2 protein-coding genes are annotated in these 1691 nt (G+C 70.4%); one reads left to right on the plus strand and one right to left on the minus strand.

The genetic code is table 11. The annotated features are described in order from the left end of the window. Positions 1–387 precede the first annotated feature (387 nt). Positions 388–933, plus strand: coding sequence for a TspO/MBR family protein (locus AC27IO_RS23905; protein ID WP_498741147.1), 546 nt, complete (start codon positions 388–390; stop codon positions 931–933). 28 nt (positions 934–961) lie between these two features. Here AC27IO_RS23905 and rpoN read toward each other — a convergent pair. After that, the coding region (gene rpoN, locus AC27IO_RS23910; RefSeq protein WP_498741149.1) for an RNA polymerase factor sigma-54 at positions 962–1691 on the minus strand (730 nt) is incomplete at its 5' end.

Raw genomic sequence — 1691 nt, forward strand, 5'->3', positions numbered from 1 at the left:
CAGAACGCCGCGCTGGTGGAAGAGGCCACCGCCGCCGCGCAGTCGCTGCAGCAGCAGGCGGCGCAACTGGCCGACGCGGTCGCCGGCTTCAAGCTCGACGCCCACGGGGCCGCAGCGCCGTCGCGGGGCGGTCCGGCGGCCGGAACGAACCGCGCCCTGACCATGCGATAAAAAAATGGCCTCCAGCACAATAAGCACTAGGGCATATAGCTATATATTTGATAGCAAAATAACCCGACCGCATGGCGATCGGGCTCAGGCCTGGGGCGTGGCAGCCCCAATCCAGCGATAAAGGACAGGGGCGCCGGGTGGCATTCAAGCCCGCGTGCGCCCTCTTTTCGGCCTTCGCTGACGGCGCCAAGGCCCCCTGGCGGCCATGATGGCGCGATGACCCCCACCCTGCCCTCGCGCACCCCTTCGGCGCCGGCCCGCCCCGGCCGAGCCCCCCTCACGCCACGCACCTGGCTCGCCCTGGCCGGCTGGCTCGCGATCGCCTTCGTGGCTGCTGCGGTCGGCAGCATCGCATCGGTCCAGGCGCCGCAGTTCTACGCCCAGCTCACCCAGCCGGCCTGGGCGCCGCCCGCCTGGCTGTTCGGTCCGGTGTGGAGCGCGCTGTACGCCATGATGGGCGTTGCCGCCTGGCTGGTATGGCGCGAGCCCGCAGGGGCCCTGCGCCGGCGCGCGCTGTGGCTGTTCGCCGTGCAGCTGGCGCTCAATGCGCTGTGGAGCTGGCTGTTCTTCCAGTGGCACCAGGGCGCCTGGGCGCTGGCCGACATCGGCCTGCTGTGGTGCTGCGTGGCCGCCACCCTGGTGGCGTTCTGGCGGCTGCGGCCGCTGGCCGGGGCGCTGCTGGTGCCTTACCTGGCCTGGATCACCTTCGCCGCCGCGCTGAACTTCACGGTCTGGCGGCTGAATCCGCAACTGCTGGGCTGAGGGGCCGGCGTCTTTCGCGGCGCAGGCGCTACAGCGCCTTGCGCAGGTTGGCCGGCGCGATCTTGAGCGCCTCGCGGTACTTGGCCACGGTGCGGCGCGCGCACTCGATGCCCTGCTCCTTCAGCATCTCGGCGATCTGGCTGTCCGACAGCGGCTTGGCCGGGCTCTCGGCCGAGACGAACTGCTTGATGAGTGCCCGCACCGCCGTGCTGGAGGCGTTACCCCCGGTCTCGGTGCCCAGGCCCGAGCCGAAGAAATACTTGAGTTCGTACGTGCCCTGCGGCGTGGCCATGTACTTGGCCGTGGTCACGCGGCTGATGGTGGACTCGTGCAGGCCCAGTTCATCGGCGATGTCGCGCAGCACCAGCGGCCGCATGGCCAGCTCGCCGTGCACGAAGAAGTTCTTCTGCCGGTCCACGATGGCGCGCGACACGCGCAGGATGGTGTCGAAGCGCTGCTGGATGTTCTTGATGAACCAGCGCGCCTCCTGCAGCCGCTGCTGCAGGCCCTGGTGGCCCTCGCCGCCACGGTTGCCGCGCAGCGCGCCGGCGTAGATGTCGTGCACGCGCAGGCGCGGCATCACATCGGGGTTGAGCTGCACGCTGAAGTTCTGCTGCGTGCCGCGCCCGGTCTTCTTCACGATGACGTCGGGCACGATGATGTTGCGCTCCACCTCGGCGAAGGCGCGGCCGGGCCGGGGCTCCAGGCGGGCGATCAGCGCCATGGCCGCGCGCGTGCGCTCCTCGCCGCCGCCGCAG

The organism is Acidovorax sp. KNOB132 (assembly GCF_057541515.1).

Excerpts from the sequence above, each read along its gene's own strand:
- AC27IO_RS23905 (WP_498741147.1), top strand. The coding sequence starts at position 388 with ATGACCCCCACCCTGCCCTCGCGCACCCCTTCGGCGCCGGCCCGCCCC.